This window comes from Actinosynnema mirum DSM 43827 (assembly GCF_000023245.1).
Classification (GTDB): Bacteria; Actinomycetota; Actinomycetes; order Mycobacteriales; family Pseudonocardiaceae; genus Actinosynnema; species Actinosynnema mirum.
Genome location: NC_013093.1, coordinates 6715936 through 6732321, shown reverse-complemented (window position 1 = coordinate 6732321; position 16386 = coordinate 6715936). Strand labels below are relative to the sequence as shown.

General features: G+C 72.9%; 10 protein-coding genes. 8 read left to right on the top strand and 2 right to left on the bottom strand.

All coding sequences use genetic code 11. From position 1 onward, the window contains the following. Positions 1 to 3: 3 nt before the first annotated feature. The 4 genes from trpB (at position 4) to AMIR_RS28245 (ending at position 3984) form a co-directional block, all read left to right on the top strand. Complete coding sequence (gene trpB / locus AMIR_RS28260) at positions 4 to 1239, top strand: tryptophan synthase subunit beta (protein ID WP_015804401.1); 1236 nt, start codon at positions 4 to 6, stop codon at positions 1237 to 1239. After that, entirely contained in the window at positions 1236 to 2021 is a 786-nt protein-coding gene (gene trpA, locus AMIR_RS28255; RefSeq protein WP_015804400.1) for a tryptophan synthase subunit alpha, read from the top strand. The genes trpB and trpA overlap by 4 nt, the downstream gene beginning before the upstream one ends. Positions 2022 to 2193: 172 nt before the next feature. Beyond that, entirely contained in the window at positions 2194 to 3309 is a 1116-nt protein-coding gene (gene lgt / locus AMIR_RS28250) for a prolipoprotein diacylglyceryl transferase (RefSeq protein WP_015804399.1), read from the top strand. Between the two features lie 6 nt (positions 3310 to 3315). Beyond that, entirely contained in the window at positions 3316 to 3984 is a 669-nt protein-coding gene (locus AMIR_RS28245; protein ID WP_015804398.1) for a response regulator transcription factor, read from the top strand. Positions 3985 to 4047: 63 nt separating this feature from the next. Here AMIR_RS28245 and AMIR_RS28240 read toward each other — a convergent pair whose 3' ends face one another. Then, on the bottom strand, positions 4048 to 4614 hold the full coding sequence (locus tag AMIR_RS28240; protein ID WP_015804397.1) for an AMIN-like domain-containing (lipo)protein: 567 nt from the start codon (positions 4612 to 4614) through the stop codon (positions 4048 to 4050). A 108-nt stretch (positions 4615 to 4722) separates the two neighbouring features. Here AMIR_RS28240 and AMIR_RS28235 point away from each other — a divergent pair, with 108 nt between their 5' ends. Beyond that, complete coding sequence (locus AMIR_RS28235) at positions 4723 to 6090, top strand: sensor histidine kinase (RefSeq protein WP_015804396.1); 1368 nt, start codon at positions 4723 to 4725, stop codon at positions 6088 to 6090. A gap of 348 nt (positions 6091 to 6438) precedes the next feature. On the opposite strand, the gene AMIR_RS28230 is transcribed toward AMIR_RS28235, so the two are convergent. Beyond that, positions 6439 to 7365, bottom strand: a complete 927-nt coding sequence (locus tag AMIR_RS28230; RefSeq protein ID WP_015804395.1) for a TAXI family TRAP transporter solute-binding subunit — start codon at positions 7363 to 7365, stop codon at positions 6439 to 6441. A gap of 580 nt (positions 7366 to 7945) precedes the next feature. On the opposite strand from AMIR_RS28230, the gene dctA reads away from it, so the two are divergent. From dctA to AMIR_RS28215, 3 genes are all read left to right on the top strand, one after another. Continuing rightward, complete coding sequence (gene dctA, locus AMIR_RS28225) at positions 7946 to 9316, top strand: C4-dicarboxylate transporter DctA (protein ID WP_015804394.1); 1371 nt, start codon at positions 7946 to 7948, stop codon at positions 9314 to 9316. Positions 9317 to 10222: 906 nt separating this feature from the next. Further along, positions 10223 to 14761, top strand: a complete 4539-nt coding sequence (gltB, locus tag AMIR_RS28220; RefSeq protein ID WP_015804393.1) for a glutamate synthase large subunit — start codon at positions 10223 to 10225, stop codon at positions 14759 to 14761. Next, complete coding sequence (locus AMIR_RS28215) at positions 14754 to 16256, top strand: glutamate synthase subunit beta (protein ID WP_015804392.1); 1503 nt, start codon at positions 14754 to 14756, stop codon at positions 16254 to 16256. Before gltB ends, AMIR_RS28215 begins: the two co-directional genes overlap by 8 nt. The last annotated feature ends 130 nt before the right edge of the window (positions 16257 to 16386 follow it).

Genomic DNA, 16386 nt, shown 5'->3' with positions numbered 1-16386 from the left:
CGCATGACGCGCGACCAGTTCGCCCACACCCCCCACGACCCCGACGAGCGGGGTCACTTCGGGCGGTGGGGTGGCCGGTTCATGCCGGAGGCGCTGATCGCGGCTCAGGACGAGTTGGCCGCGGAGTATGAGAAGGCGCGGGTCGACCCGGAGTTCCTGGGTGAGTTCGCCCGGCTGCTCAAGGAGTACGCGGGCCGCCCGTCGCTGCTGACCGAGGCCAGGCGGTTCGCCGAGCACGCGGGCGGCGCGCGGGTGTTCCTCAAGCGCGAGGACCTCAACCACACCGGCTCGCACAAGATCAACAACGTGCTGGGCCAGGTGCTGCTCACCAAGCGCATGGGCAAGAAGCGCGTCATCGCCGAGACGGGCGCGGGCCAGCACGGCGTCGCCACCGCCACGGCGTGCGCGCTCATGGGCCTGGACTGCGTGATCTACATGGGCGAGGTCGACACCGAGCGCCAGGCGCTCAACGTCGCCCGGATGCGGCTCCTCGGCGCCGAGGTCATCCCGGTCGGCACCGGCTCGCGCACCCTCAAGGACGCGATCAACGAGGGCCTGCGTGACTGGGTCGCCAGCGTCGACCACACCCACTACCTGATGGGCACGGCGGCGGGCGCGCACCCGTTCCCGATGATGGTCCGCGACTTCCACCGGGTGATCGGCATCGAGGCCCGGCAGCAGGTGCTCGACCAGGCCGGGCGGCTGCCCGACGCGGTCGCGGCCTGCGTCGGCGGCGGCTCCAACGCCATCGGCATCTTCCACGGCTTCATCGACGACCCGTCGGTGCGCCTGGTGGGCCTGGAGCCCGGCGGCGACGGCGTCGAGACCAAGCGGCACGGCGCCACCCTCACCAAGGGCACCGCGGGCTCGCTGCACGGGGCCATGTCGTACGTGCTCCAGACCGAGGACGGGCAGATCGCCGAGGCGCATTCCATCTCGGCGGGCCTGGACTACCCCGGCGTCGGGCCCGAGCACGCGCACCTCAAGGACACCGGTCGCGCCGAGTACCGGCCGATCACCGACGCGCAGGCGATGGACGCGTTCGCGCTGCTGTCGCGCACCGAGGGCATCATCCCCGCCGTCGAGTCCGCGCACGCCCTCGCGGGCGCGCTGGACCTCGGGCGGGAGCTGGGGCCGGACGGCCTGATCGTGGTCAGCCTGTCCGGTCGCGGCGACAAGGACATGGACACGGCGGTCTCGTGGTTCGGGCTCGGCGTCAAGGAGGAGGACGCGTCGTGAGCGCGTTGGACGGCGTTTTCTCGACGTGCCGGGACGAGGGGCGCTCCGCGCTCATCGGCTACCTGCCCGCCGGGTTCCCCACGGTCGAGGGCTCCAAGGACGTCCTGCGGGCCATGGTCGAGTCCGGGTGCGACGTGGTCGAGGTCGGGATGCCCTACTCCGACCCGGTGATGGACGGCCCGACCATCCAGGCCGCCGCGCAGCAGGCGCTCGACGGCGGGTTCCGGGTGCGGGACCTGTTCGGCGTGGTCGAGTCGGTCGCCGCGCTCGGCGGCAAGGCCGTGGTGATGACCTACTGGAACCCGGTGCTGCACTACGGCGTGGACGCGTTCTCCCGCGACCTCGCCGCCGCGGGCGGCCTCGGGCTGATCACCCCGGACCTGGTGCCCGACGAGGCCGAGGACTGGATGGCGGCCTCCGAGGCGCACGGGCTCGACCGGATCTTCCTGGTCGCGCCCTCCTCCACCGAGGAGCGGATCGACCTGACCGCCAAGGCCTCCAGCGGCTTCCTGTACGCCACCGCCGTCATGGGCGTGACCGGCGCGCGGACGGCCGTGTCGTCGGCGGCCCCCGCGCTGGTCGGGCGGGTCAGGGAGCACACCGACATGCCGGTGTGCGTCGGCCTCGGCGTGCGGGACGGCGCGCAGGCCGCGCAGGTCGCCTCGTTCGCGGACGGGGTGATCGTCGGCTCGGCGTTCGTGTCGGCGGTGGCCGGTGGCGGGGTGCCCGCGCTGGCCGAGGAGCTGGCGAAGGGCGTGCGCGGGGTCGGCGGCCCGGCCTGACCGCTCGTGGTGCGCGACGGGGGTTTCACACTTTCGTGTGAGGCCCCCGTTCTGCCGCGCGGGTGGTCTGCGCGGAGCGGGTTCGGACGCCCCCGAAAGCGGGACGTCCCCCGGTAACGATCGGGTCGCCCGGTTCGGGGGCGTGGTCCCAGCGACTACGGTGGTGCGCGTGGTGACGACTTACCTGGCGAGCATCCCGAGTCCTGCCCAGGGCGTGTGGCATCTCGGCCCCCTCCCCCTGAGGGCGTACGCGCTCTTCATCATCCTCGGCATCATCGTCGCGATCTCGTGGGGCGAGCGGCGCTGGGTGGCCCGAGGCGGGCAGAAGGGGACGGTCACCGACGTCGCGGTGTTCGCGGTGCCGTTCGGCCTGGTCGGCGGCAGGCTCTACCACGTCGCCACCGACTACCACAAGTACTTCGGCGAGGGCAAGGACCCGCTCGACGCCCTGAAGATCTGGAACGGCGGCCTCGGCATCTGGGGCGCGATCGCCCTCGGCGGCGTCGGCGCCTGGATCGCCTGCCGCCGCAGGGGCATCCCGCTGCCCGCGATGGCCGACGCGCTCGCCCCCGGCATCGTGGTCGGGCAGGCCATCGGCCGCATCGGCAACTACTTCAACCAGGAGCTGTACGGCGCGGAGACCACCGTGCCGTGGGGCCTGGAGATCTACGAGCGGGTCGACCCGGTCACCGGCATGAAGAACGACCTCAACGGCGTCGCGGTCGACACGGCCACGCCGCTGATGACCGTGCACCCGACGTTCCTGTACGAGCTGCTGTGGAACCTGGGCGTCGCCGCGCTCATCGTGCTCGCCGACCGCAAGCTGCGGCTGGGCCACGGCCGGGTGTTCGCGCTGTACGTCGCCGGCTACACGGCGGGCCGCTTCTGGATCGAGATGATGCGCACCGACGAGGCCACCATGGTCTTCGGGCTGCGGATCAACGTGATCACGTCGGTCGTGGTGTTCCTCGGCGCGGTGCTGTACTTCGTGCTCGCGGCCAAGCGCGGCCCGAGGGAGACGTACGTCGAACCGGCGCCGGAGCCCGAGCTGCCGGAGGGGGCCGACGCGGCCTCCGACGCGGAGGGCGAGAAGGTGTCGGCGACCACCGCGCCCGCCCCGAAGACGGCCTCGGGCGAGGCCGGTGACGCTTCGGCCGTGACGGACCCGACGACCACGGCCTCCACCTCGGCTTCGGCTGACTCGACCGCGCAGGACTCGAAGACCAAGGGCTCGACGGCCGCCCCGGTCGCCGAGGACCCGGCGAAGCAGAAGCAGCCGGACGAGTAGACCGACGTGCGCATACTCGTCGTCGAGGACGACGACCGGGTGGCGCGTGGTCTGCTCACCGCGCTGCGGCACGCGGGTTACGAGGTCCACCGGGCGGCGTCGGCCGCCGCGGCCCTCGCCGCCGCCCCGGTCGACGTCGTGCTGCTCGACCTGGGTCTGCCGGACGGCGACGGCCTGGACGTGCTCCGCGAGCTGCGCGACCGTCGGGGCACCGCGGTGATCGCGGTGACCGCGCGCGGCGAGGAGCGCGAGCGGGTGCTGGGGCTGCGCGCGGGCGCCGACGACTACGTCGTCAAGCCGTTCGGCACGGCGGAGCTGCTGGCCAGGATCGAGGCGGTGCTGCGCCGCACCCGCGACGCGCGCGCCGGGTCCGGCCGCTCCGAGGCGCTGGAGCTGGGCCCGCTCACCCTGGACCCGGCCACCCGCGAGGCGCGCGTGGCGGACCGCCCGCTGGCGCTGACCCGCAAGGAGTTCGACCTGCTGGCCCTGCTGGTCGGCAGGGCGGGGTCGGTGGTGAGCCGGGACCTGATCGTCGACCAGGTCTGGAAGGCGCACTGGGAGGCGCCGTCGCGCACCCTGGACACCCACATCGCCGCGCTGCGCGGCAAGCTCGGCGCGGAGGTCCGCATCGAGACCGTGCGCGGCGTCGGCTACCGCATCGTCGTCACCCCGTGACCCGGCCGGACCCCGGTGGAGCACCTCCACCGGGGTCCGGCCGCGGTGTTCCTCAGCGCCGGGTCACCACGAGTGCGCGACGTCCACCACGAGCCGCCCCGGCAGGGTGAACACCCGGAACGGCAGCCGGGCGCGCACCCCCAGCCCGACGGTCGAGAACCCCTCGAACGAGTTGCCCCAGGCGACCTGCCGGAACGTCCGGTAGCCGCTGACGTCCACCAGCTCGGACCGGTCCGCGAAGGTGTAGGTCGGGTTCCCGTTGTCGTCGTACGCGGGCGAGTGCGCCACGACCAGCAGCTTCGCGCCCCCGCGCAGCGGGATCACCTCGCCGCTGCCGTCCGCGTGGATCACGTCCCGGTACCCGACCAGGTGCCCCTCACCCGCCCCGCCACCGGGGACGTCGAACACCAGCCGGTCGAAGCACTCCTGCTGCCCGGCCCGCAGGTCGACCAGCAGCCCCGGCGAGGTGTCGGCGGACTGCTTGTCCTGCGACCCCCAGTCGACCGCGCAGCCCGCGGCGGTGGCTGCGGCTGCTGCCCCGGTCCCGGCCGCGTTCGTGCTCGCGGTCGCGGCGGGCGCGAGCGCCAGTCCGACCAGGACGGCGAGCGCGGCCGTCGTCTTGCGTAGCATGGCTCTCCCCTCTCGTCGGGCGCCGCTCCCGGCGCCCGAGCTTCAAGAACGCGCGCCCGGCGCACAGGTGGCACCGGGCCGTGACCGTGTCCCCCGGCGGAGGTCGGCGTGTTCCGGAGACTGCTGGCGCTGATCGTGCCGCTGCTCGTGGGCCTGGTGGGCGCGCTCGGCGTGCCGCTGGCGTTCTCCGTCGTGCAGCGCGAGAGCCAGGCCACCTACCTGGACCGGTTGGGCGACGCGAGCCGGTTCGCCTCGCTCGCGGAGAACGCGCTCGCCTCCAACCGGTTGACCGCGCTGCGCGAGGAGCTGGTGCGCTACGACCAGCTCTACGGCATCCCGGCGGCGCTGATCGGCACGGACGGCACCGCGCTGGTCGAGTCCCGGAGCCCGTTCGACCGCAGCGACCCGGCCGTGCGCGCGGGCCTGCACGCGGCGTTCAGCGGCTACCGGGGCGAGGGCGACCCGTCGGTGTGGCCGTGGGAGCGGCGCGACCTGGTCGTGGTGGAGCCGGTGGGGCGGGACAGCGAGGTCGTGGCGGCGGTCGTGACGATCTCGCCGACCGGGCGGCTGCGCGCCGAGGTGGCCCGGCAGTGGGGGCTGCTGGCGCTGCTCGGCCTGCTGCCGCTGCTGGGCGCGGTCGCGGTGGCGTGGCCGATGTCGCGGTGGGTGCTGCGCCCGGTGCGCAGCCTGGACGAGGCCACCGCGGCGGTCGCGGGCGGTGAGCTGGACGCGCGCGTGGACGAGGTGGGCGGTCCGCCGGAGCTGCGCAGGTTGGCGGCGTCGTTCAACACGATGGTGGACGTGGTGGGGCGGGCGCTGCGCCGCCAGCGGGCGTTCGTCTCGGACGCCTCCCACCAGCTGCGCAACCCCCTGGCCAGCCTGCGCCTGGCGGTGGACGACCTGGAGCACCACGTCTCCGACGACGCGGGCCGGGAGGCGCAGCGGATCGCCGTGGACGAGGCGGAGGAGATGGGCCGGGTCCTGGACACCCTGCTCGCCGCGACCCGCCTGGACAGCGCGTCGTCGGCGGAACCGGTGGAGGTCGACCCGCTGCTGGCCGCGCACGCGCCCGGCTGGCGGGCGCTGGCGGGCGGCATGGCGCTGCGGGTGGAGGTCCCCCCTGGTCTGCGCGTGCTCGAACCACCGGGCGGCCTGGGCAGCGTGCTCGACGAGCTGGTGGGCAACGCGATCCGGTTGTCCGGCGCCACCGAGATCAGGATCTGGGCCGGGACGGCGGGCGAGGACGTGGAGCTGCACGTGACCGACAACGGCACGGGCCTGGACGACCAGGAGCGCGCGAACGCCCTCAGCCGCTTCTGGCGCTCGCCCCGGCACCAGAACATCGCGGGAACCGGCCTGGGCCTGGCGATCTGCGCCGAGCTCATCACCTCGGCGGGCGGCACCCTGACCCTGGCGGAAGCCACCCCGAACGGCCTGACCGCGACGGTCCGCCTGAGAACCCGCCCCACCCCCTGACCCCACAACACCCCCTGAGCCACAGCACACCCCGAACCCGCGCGCACCGGCCCGAGCCCGCGGACCAGTCTCACTCGCGTCCGGCCGCCGGGAACATGGGCAAACCTGACCACGGCGCGCACCCCACCAGCGCAGCACCCACCGCCGCGCCCGGAGCACCCGTGGCACGTCTCGGCGAGACCCGACCCGGTAGCCGCTCACCCGCGTCACCACCGTCGCACCGGGGTCCGACAAAAACCGGGCCTCCGGGCAGTGATCGGCGGCGGTTCACCCCACCGTGTCAGCCAGCCGCCACTGGGCAGGCACCAGCGCCTTCCCCGCCAGCGCCTTCCCGCTCGCGCGCCCCGGTCAGCGCTTCACCTCGCGGAACCAGCGCGCCGCGCCCCGGTGCAGCGGGACCTGGCCCGTCGCGATGCCCGTTCGCACGTTGATCCTGCTGGCCTCCGGGTGGCCCGCGACGATGCGCTCGGACTCGGTGAACACCGTCCTGGTGACGACCTCGACGGCGTCCTCGGCCAGCGCGGTGCGGGCCAGCAGGAGGTTCGGCACGGCCAGGGTGCGGCACGGGCCCAGCGGGCCGTAGGTGGTGGCCGGGATGGTCGCGGGGACGTACGGGCCGGGGTAGGCGCGGGCCAGGGCCTCGGCCTCGTCGGGCAGGTCCAGCAGGCGGGGCGGGCGACCGCCCAGCAGGGTGCTGACCGCCGGGGTCGGGATGCCGGTGAGCAGCACCGCCGCGTCGATCGCGCCCGCAGCCAGGCGCCGGGACGCCTCGTCGTGCGCCATCCGCAGGCCCTGCGCGCGGATGCCCAGCAGGTCGAGCAGCCTGGTCCCGGTGAACTCGCTGCCCGACTCGACCGGGCCCAGCGACACGCGCAGGCCCGCCAGGTCGGCGAGCCTGCGCACCGGCGAGTCGCCCGGCACCACGACCTGCAGGAAGCTGTCGTACAACCGGCCCACCGCGCTGACGCCCGCCGGGTCGGAGTCGCTGAGCGGCGTGTCCACGATCGCGTCCAGCGAGGACAGTCCGAGGTGGACCGCGCCCTCCTTGAGCAGCCGGACGTTCTCCACCGACGCCCCGGTCTGGCGCGCGGTCACCCTGGTGCCGGGGAGGTTCTCGGCGAGCGCGGACGCCAGCGCCGCCCCGATCTCCCGGAACACCGCACCGTCCGGCCCGGTCGCCAGCACCAGCGACTCGGGACCCACCGGATCGGCCGGACCGCAGGCCACCGAGGTCAGCGCGGGCAGCGCGGACAGCAGCAGCGCCCGACGCGACACACCCGCTCCGGCAAGACCGCGGGCGGGGAGCCCACGACCGGCGACGCGACCGGACCGCTCCCCGGTGAACGACCCCACCCCGGCTCCCTCCCGAACCACAGCTCACGGCCAACCGACCCAGACCGGGCCCGACCCCGTCCATCGATCCCGACCGGCGCCCCGACCAACCCCGTCCCGCCGCGGCAGCCTGCCATCCCCGGCCTCCCGAGTGCCACCGCCCGGCTCGCCACCCCGCCCGCGCGCCCTCCCACCCCGCCCGCGCCCTGTCCATCCGAACGGGGTGTGAGCCGCGTCCCGAGCCCCGCCGACCGCCCCGGACCACCCGTCCGCACCGGGAGTCGCCCACCGTGACCGCGTCTCCGTCCCACGCCCCCGCCAAGCGCTTGCCCGCAGCACTCCGTGCCCGGTCAGCGCGGGTTCGTCACCCGCTGCCACCGTCCTAGGGGTCGCGTTCCCGCATCCGCGTGAACAGAGTGTTACGTCAGAGGGATCTGAAGTTTCAGTCGAGCGACTTGCCGTGAGTTCCCACTGTGCTCAGGATCACCGGACAACACCCGCCGGGCCCCTTGAGGAGGACAACGTGGTCACCGCGGAAACCCGTGAGCGCAAGCCGATCTACAAGCACCTGTACTTCTGGGTGCTGGTGTCGATCGTGCTGGGCGTGGTGGTCGGGTACGCCTTCCCGGCCCAGGCGTCCGGCATGAAGTGGCTCGCCGACTTCTTCGTCGCGCTGGTCAAGGTCGTCATCGCCCCGACCATCTTCTGCACCGTCGTCGTCGGCATCGCCGGCCTGGGCAACCTGGCCAAGGCGGGCGGCCTGGCGCTGCGCACCATCCTGTACTTCACCGCGATGACCACGGTGGCGCTCGCCATCGGCATGGTCGTGGTCAACGTCGTGCAGCCCGGCCACCACGGCCCGGCCATCCCGATCAACGACTCGGCCGCCGAGAAGACCCTCGCCGACGCCGCCACCGCCGAGACCGGCGTCACCGGCTTCATCCTGAGCCTGGTGCCCAAGTCGTTCGTCGGCGCGTTCACCGACGGCCAGCTGATCCAGGTCCTGGTCATCGCGATCCTGGTCGCGGTCGCCGTGGCGGGCATGGGCAAGCGCGGCGAGCGCGTCGTCACCGCCCTGGACACCACCGCCAAGGTCATGTTCGGCGTCATCAAGATCGTCATGTACGCGGCCCCGATCGGCGCGTTCGGCGGCATCGCCTACACGATCGGCAAGTTCGGCGGCACGATCCTCGGCAAGCTCGCCTGGCTGATGGGCTCGTTCTACGTCACCTGCATCCTGTTCGTGTTCGTCGTCCTCGGCGGCGTGGGCATGTACGCGGGCGTCAACATCGTGAAGTTCCTGCGCTACATCAAGGACGAGCTGCTGATCGTGCTCGGCACGTCCTCCAGCGAGTCGGTGCTGCCCCGGATGCTGGTCAAGCTGGAGGCGGCGGGCGCGGACAAGTCCGTCGTCGGCCTGACCATCCCGACCGGCTACTCGTTCAACCTCGACGGCACCTGCATCTACCTGACCATGGGCGCGATCTTCATCGCCCAGGCCACCGGCCACGACGTCAGCATCGGCACCCAGATCGGCCTGCTGCTGTTCATGCTGCTGGCCTCCAAGGGCGCGGCGGGCGTCACCGGCGCCGGCCTGGTCACCCTGGCCGCCTCGCTGCAGGCGTTCGAGGCCAACAGCGCCATCCCGGCCGTCGGCATCGCCCTGATCGTCGGCATCGACCGCTTCATGTCCGAGGCCCGCGCGCTGACCAACGTCGTCGGCAACGGCATCGGCACCCTGGTGATCGCCAAGTGGCAGAAGCAGCTCGACGGCGAGCAGCTCAAGCGCGTCCTGGACGACCCGGACTCGGTCGACGTCGACAGGCTGATGGACCAGCAGCACGGCGACGACGACGAGACCAGCAAGCAGCCGGTGGGCGCGGGCGCCCGCTAGCCGCCTCCCCCGACGCCGAGGGCCCCGTCTCCGCAGCACGCGGGGGCGGGGCCCTCGGGCCACTCCGGGGGCGAACGGGGCCCGCGACGCCCGGCGACGTCCGAAGAGGACACGATGGGGTGGGTTCTCCGACCCGCAACCCGCCCGTCACAGTCGGGCCGGACCGCGCCTCCGCCTGTTCCCGCCCGGTCACGACCCCGCGTCGCCCCAGGTCCCGCCCCACCGCGTTTGCGCCGGGGGAGGACCGGGAACCCACCCTCTTCGAGGGATCGCGGAAGATCACTCAGCGCCACGGGCCCGCCCCGAGCGCCGCCGCCCCTTGACGGGATCTTGAACCTGAACGCAGAATGTCCCGCGATTCCGCTGGGCGGGTGGAAAAACCACCCGACCCGCACAACGGGAGATCCGATCCGGCGCACACGCCCGCGCGTCTCCCGCAACCCGATCCGCCGGTCGGAGGCGGTCCCGCTCCACTCGGGACGGTCGCCGAGGGCGGTCGAACGAACGGCTCCGCTGAGCGAAAAGGACGCGGAGCACGTCATCACCAGGGGTGCCGCTGGGCGCTCCGGCCGAAAGAAGTCGACGCAGAGTAACGAAAGAGCGGGGATCGGGCAGTCCGCCGGATGAGTGTTGTCGCTGTTCCCCGCGTCTCAACGGGGACGCGCCCGCACGTTCGCGGAGTTATGCTTAACACGGCGTAACAGCTCAGGGGCTCTATCGTCCCCCGCCTCCCAATCGTTACTTGCCAACAGCCGGGATCACCCATTGGATGGTGTGACTTGGTTTCACGGCTGTTAAAGTCGCGTCAACACGCGGGCCATCGTCGTCCCGTGCCCAGAAGCCGAGATTCCCAGGACTGAGCACGAGGACTCGTTCTCTCGAACGACGACGAGGGAGGTCTACGCAGTGATCTTCTCCGCCATCCCCTCCGCGCAGGGTCTCTACGACCCCAATGCGGAGCGTGACGCCTGTGGTGTCGCGATGGTCGCCGACACGCTCGGCAGGCGCTCGCACGCGATCGTAGTCGACGCGCTGACCGCGCTGGCCAACCTGGAGCACCGGGGCGCAGCCGGAGCGGAGCCGACCAGCGGCGACGGCGCCGGGATCCTGCTCCAGATCCCCGACGAGTTCCTGCGCGAGAGCGTGGACTTCGACCTGCCCGAGCGCGGTTCCTACGCCGCGGGCACCGCCTTCCTCCCCGCCGAACCCGGTGACCGCGCCAAGGCCGTCGCGCTCGCCGAGCGGATCGCCGAGGAGGAGGGCCTCGAGGTCCTCGGCTGGCGCGAGGTGCCCGTCGACCCGGAGCGCGCCGACATCGGCCCCACCGCGCGCTCGGTCATGCCGCACTTCGCCATGCTGTTCGTCAAGGGCGTGGCCGGCGAGAGCGGCATCGCGCTGGACCGGCTCGCGTTCGCGCTGCGCAAGCGCGTCGAGCACGAGACCGCCACCGCGCAGGTCGGCGCCTACTTCCCGTCGCTGTCCGCGCGCACCGTCGTCTACAAGGGGATGCTGACCACCACCCAGCTCCCCGCGTTCTTCCCCGACCTGCGCGACGAGCGGCTGGCCAGCGCCATCGCCCTCGTGCACAGCCGGTTCTCCACCAACACCTTCCCGTCGTGGCCGCTGGCGCACCCCTTCCGGTACGTCGCGCACAACGGCGAGATCAACACCGTGCGCGGCAACCGCAACCGGATGCGCGCCCGCGAGGCGCTGCTCGCCTCCGACCTGGTGCCCGGCGACCTGAGCAGGCTCTTCCCGATCTGCCACCCGGACGGCTCGGACTCGGCGTCCTTCGACGAGGTCCTCGAACTGCTCCACCTCGGTGGCCGCAGCCTGCCGCACGCGGTGCTGATGATGATCCCCGAGGCGTGGGAGAACCACGCCTCCATGGACGCGGGCCGCCGCGCGTTCTACGAGTTCCACGCCAGCCTCATGGAGCCGTGGGACGGCCCCGCCTGTGTCACCTTCACCGACGGCACGCTCGTCGGCGCGGTCCTCGACCGCAACGGCCTGCGCCCGGCCCGCTGGTGGCAGACCGCCGACGGCCGCGTCGTGCTGGCCAGCGAGACCGGCGTGCTCGACGTGCCCGCCGACCAGGTCGTCGCCAAGGGCCGCCTGCAGCCCGGCCGGATGTTCCTGGTGGACACCGAGCAGGGCCGCATCGTCGAGGACGAGGAGTTCAAGTCCGCCCTCGCCGCCGAGCTCCCCTACGAGGAGTGGCTGCACGCGGGCCTGCTCAGCCTGGAGGAGCTGCCCGACCGCGAGCACGTCGTGCAGAGCCACGAGTCCGTGCTGCGCCGCCAGCTCACCTTCGGCTACACCGAGGAGGAGCTGCGCATCCTGCTCGCGCCCATGTCCGTGGGCGGCATGGAGCCGCTCGCCTCGATGGGCACCGACACCCCGGTGGCCGCGCTCTCCCAGCGCCCCCGGCTGCTCTACGACTACTTCGTCCAGAACTTCGCGCAGGTCACCAACCCGCCGCTGGACGCCATCCGCGAGGAGATCGTCACCTCCGTCTCCCGCGTCATGGGCCCCGAGCAGAACCTGCTCGACCCGAGCCCGGTCTCGTGCAGGCACATCAAGCTGGCCTATCCCGTCATCGACAACGACGAGCTGGCCAAGCTGATCCACGTCAACGACGACGGGGACCTGCCCGGCTTCGCCTGCACCGTCCTGAGCGGCCTGTACGACGTGGACGGCGGCGGCGAGGCGCTGCGCGAGGCCATCGAGCGGGTGCGCCGCGAGGCGTCCGAGGCCATCGCCGCGGGCGCCCGCACCCTGGTGCTGTCCGACCGCGACTCCGACCACCGGCTCGCGCCCATCCCGTCGCTGCTGCTGGTCTCCGCCGTGCACCACCACCTGGTGCGCACCAAGGAGCGGCTGCGCGTCGCGCTCGTCGTCGAGACCGGCGACGCCCGCGAGGTGCACCACATCGCCGCGCTGCTCGGCTACGGCGCCGCCGCCGTGAACCCGTACCTGGCCTTCGAGACCATCGAGGACCTGGTCCGGCAGGGCGCGATCAGCGGCATCGAGCCCCGCAAGGCCATCCGCAACTACGTCAAGGCCCTGGTCAAGGGCACCTTGAAGATCATGTCCAAGATGGGCATCTCCACGGTCGGCGCGTACACCGCCGCCCAGGTCTTCGAGGCCGTCGGCCTGTCCACCGGCCTGCTCGACGAGTACTTCACCGGCACCGTCTCCAAGCTCGGGGGCGCCGGCCTGGACGTGCTCGCCAAGGAGGTCGCGCTGCGGCACCGCCGCGCCCACCCGGACAACCCGACCGACCGCGTGCACCGGCGCCTGGAGGTCGGCGGCGAGTACTCGTACCGCCGCGAGGGCGAGCTGCACCTGTTCACGCCCGAGACGGTGTTCCTGCTCCAGCACGCCGCCAAGACCCGCAAGGCCGACGTGTACCGCCGGTACACCGAGGAGGTCGAGCAGCTCGCCCGCCAGGGCGGCACCCTGCGCGGCCTGTTCTCCTTCCGCACCGAGGGCCGCACGCCGATCCCGATCGACGAGGTCGAGCCGGTCAGCGCCATCGTCAAGCGGTTCAACACCGGCGCCATGTCCTACGGCTCCATCTCCGCCGAGGCCCACGAGACCCTCGCGATCGCGATGAACCGGCTCGGCGGCCGGTCCAACAGCGGCGAGGGCGGCGAGGACCCCGAGCGCCTGCACGACCCGGAGCGCCGCTCCGCCGTCAAGCAGGTCGCCAGCGGCCGGTTCGGCGTCACCAGCGAGTACCTGGTCAACGCCAGCGACATCCAGATCAAGATGGCGCAGGGCGCGAAGCCCGGCGAGGGCGGCCAGCTGCCCGGCTACAAGGTGTACCCGTGGATCGCCCGCACCCGGCACTCCACGCCCGGCGTCGGCCTGATCTCCCCGCCGCCGCACCACGACATCTACTCCATCGAGGACCTCGCCCAGCTCATCCACGACCTCAAGAACGCCAACGAGCAGGCCCGCGTCCACGTGAAGCTGGTCTCCGCGCTCGGCGTCGGCACGGTCGCGGCGGGCGTGGCGAAGGCGCACGCGGACGTCGTGCTGGTCTCCGGCCACGACGGCGGCACCGGCGCGTCCCCGATGAACTCGCTCAAGCACGCGGGCACGCCGTGGGAGATCGGCCTGGCCGAGACCCAGCAGACGCTGCTGCTCAATGGCCTGCGCGACCGCATCACCGTGCAGGTCGACGGGGCCATGCGCACCGGTCGCGACGTGATGGTCGCCGCGCTGCTCGGCGCCGAGGAGTTCGGCTTCGCCACCGCGCCGCTGATCGTCGCGGGCTGCGTCATGATGCGCGTGTGCCACCTGGACACCTGCCCGGTGGGCGTGGCCACCCAGAACCCGGAGCTGCGCAAGCGGTACACCGGGCAGGCCGACCACGTGGTGAACTTCTTCGAGTTCGTCGCCCAGGAGGTCAGGGAGCACCTGGCCGCGCTCGGCTTCCGCACCATCGACGAGGCCGTCGGCCACGCGGAGCTGCTGCGCACCGACGAGGCCATCGAGCACTGGAAGGCCGACGGGCTCGACCTGACCCCGGTGTTCGCGGTGCCCGAGACCCCGTACCGCACGGCCAAGCGCCGGGTCCGCGACCAGGACCACGGCCTGGACCAGGCGCTCGACCGCACGCTCATCCAGCTCGCCGAGGCGGCGCTGGAGGACGCGCACCCGGTGCGCCTGGAACTGCCGCTGCGCAACGTCAACCGCACCGTCGGCACCCTCCTCGGCGCCGAGGTCACCCGCCGCTTCGGCGGCGACGGGCTGCCCGACGACACGATCCACGTGCAGTTCACCGGCTCCGCGGGCCAGTCGCTCGGCGCGTTCCTGCCGCGCGGCGTCACGCTGGAGATGATCGGCGACGCCAACGACTACGTCGGCAAGGGCCTGTCCGGCGGCCGGATCGTGGTGCGACCGCACCCCGACGCGCTGTTCGCGGCCGAGCGGCAGGTCATCGCGGGCAACGTCATCGGCTACGGCGCCACCGCGGGCGAGCTGTTCCTGCGCGGCCGGGTCGGCGAGCGGTTCTGCGTGCGCAACTCCGGCGCGCTGGCCGTGTCCGAGGGCGTCGGCGACCACGCGTTCGAGTACATGACCGGCGGTCGCGCCGTCGTGCTCGGACCGACCGGGCGCAACCTGGCCGCGGGCATGTCCGGCGGCATCGCGTTCGTGCTCGACCTCGACCCCAAGGCCGTCAACAAGGAGATGGTCGAGCTCCAGCGGCCCAGCGGCGACGACCTGCGCTGGCTGCGGGAGGTCGTCGAGCGGCACCACCAGCTCACCGGATCGGCCGTGGCCGCGTCGCTGCTCGGCGACTGGCCCCGGCGGTCCGCGGTGTTCACGAAGGTCATGCCCAGGGACTACCAGCGCGTGCTCGAAGCGATGAGGCTCGCTCGCGCGGAGGGCCGGGACGTCGACCAGGCGATCATGGAGGCCTCCCGTGGCTGATCCCCAGGGCTTTCTCAAGCACACCCGCGCCGAGGCGAAGAAGCGGCCCGCGACCGAGCGCGCCGCCGACTGGGACGAGGTGTACCTCGACCAGGGGCCGGAGGTCCGGGAGGCGCAGGTCCGCGTCCAGGCCACCCGGTGCATGGACTGCGGCGTCCCGTTCTGCCACTCCGGCAGCGCGGGCTGCCCGCTCGGCAACCTGATCCCCGAGTGGAACGACCTGGTCCGCCGGGGCGACTGGGAGTCCGCGTCGCACCGGTTGCACGCGACCAACAACTTCCCGGAGTTCACCGGCAGGCTGTGCCCGGCGCCGTGCGAGGCGGCGTGCGTGCTCGCCATCACCCCCGACGCCGGGGGAGCGGTGGCGATCAAGCGGGTCGAGCAGGCCATCGCCGACACCGCGTGGGAGAACGGCTCGGTCAAGGCCAGCCAGTCCCAGGTGTCCTCGGGCAAGAAGGTCGCCATCGTCGGCTCCGGCCCCGCCGGGCTGGCCGCCGCCCAGCAGCTCACCCGCGCCGGGCACGAGGTCACCGTGTACGAGCGGGACGACCGGCTCGGCGGGCTGCTGCGGTACGGCATCCCCGAGTTCAAGATGGAGAAGAAGGTCCTCGACCGGCGCCTCGCGCAGCTGCGCAAGGAGGGCACGAGGTTCGTGACCGGCTGCGAGGTCGGCGTCGACCTGACCGTGGAGGAGCTGCGCGCGTCGTTCGACGCCGTGGTGCTCGCGGTCGGCGCGCTGCGCGGTCGCGACGACACGACCACGCCCGGCCGCTCGCTCGACGGCGTCCACCTGGCGATGGAGCACCTGGTGCCCGCCAACCGCGCGTGCGAGGGCGACGGGGCCCCCGCGATCAGCGCGGCGGGCAAGCACGTGGTGGTCATCGGCGGCGGCGACACCGGCGCGGACTGCTACGGCACGGCCGTGCGGCAGGGCGCGCTGTCGGTGACGCAGCTCGACCAGTACCCGCAGCCCCCGTCGCAGCGCGACGACGCGCGGTCCCCGTGGCCGGTGTGGCCGTGGATCCTGCGCACCTACGCGGCGCACGAGGAGGGCGGCGAGCGGCGGTTCGCCGTGGCCGTCGAGGAGTTCACCGGCGAGGACGGGCGCGTCACGGCGGTCAAGCTGCGCAAGGTGAAGGTGCAGCGGGACTCCACCGGCAGGCGCGTGGTGGTGCCGATGTCCGAGGAGTTCGAGGAGCTGCCCGCCGACCTGGTGCTGCTCGCGATCGGCTTCGAGGGCGTCGAGCAGATGCCGCTGCTGGACGGGCTCGGGATCTCCCTGAGCGCCCGCAGCACGATCTCGTGCGGTTCGGACTGGCAGACCAGCGCGCCCGGCGTGTTCGTCTGCGGCGACGCGCACCGAGGCGCGTCCCTGGTGGTGTGGGCGATCGCGGAGGGCCGCTCGGTGGCCAACGCGGTCGACCGCCACCTGACCGGCTCGTCCGACCTGCCGTCCCCGGTGATCCCGAACCAGCTGCCGCTGGCCGTGGTCTGACCGGACCCGGAGCTGCGGCGCACGACGAGGTGCGCCGCGACAGCAGCGGGAGGGCAGCGCCGCCCCTCCACTGACCGCCGCCCCCCGACAACGGTGTCGGGGGGCGGTTCTTAATTCGTGGGGTTCGCGC